1 protein-coding gene is annotated in these 470 nt (G+C 65.6%); it reads right to left on the bottom strand.

All coding sequences use genetic code 11. The annotated features are described in order from the left end of the window. Nucleotides 1–470: hypothetical protein (locus tag AC1DKV_RS40545; protein WP_477139777.1), on the bottom strand; the 470-nt coding region annotated here is incomplete at both ends.

The raw sequence follows: 470 nt of genomic DNA, 5'->3' as shown, positions 1-470 counted from the left end.
GACGCACAAGCCTGTCTGGCCGGAAAAGTGCCAGCCGTTCGACGGGTCCCGGTTGTCGTAGACATCCAGGGCCGCGAGCAACTGCTCGCTCTGCAGCCATTTGTGGTGGTCGTTGGMGCGGCCTTCGGCCAKKGCTTCCAGCGYCTTGCAYTGCTGCTCGAAGKCGGCCAGGTTGGCTTTCATGGCCTGAACCTGCAGGGCGGCCTGCGGGTCCGGGGGATTGACGTACCTGGTCTCGAATCGATTGCGGTATTCRCCGCTGTCGAGCTTCGCCTGCACCCGYGYRCGGATGGYCGYCTCRTAGTYCTTCATGTGTTGCYSGGCGGCCTGTTCCCAGCGGGCCTCCTGCTCCGCGTCGAGCACCCAGCCGCGGGTCATGGCGGCGCCGGGGTCTTCGATCTTGGCGCGCTCGATGTCGATGTAGTGTCGCGCCTCGATGGCGGCCGACTTGTCCTCGAACAGCTGCCTGA

It is taken from the genome of Cupriavidus sp. 05T41 (assembly GCF_056396525.1).
Note: the sequence above shows the minus strand (reverse complement) of the source record. Positions and strands in the feature narration are given on the sequence as shown.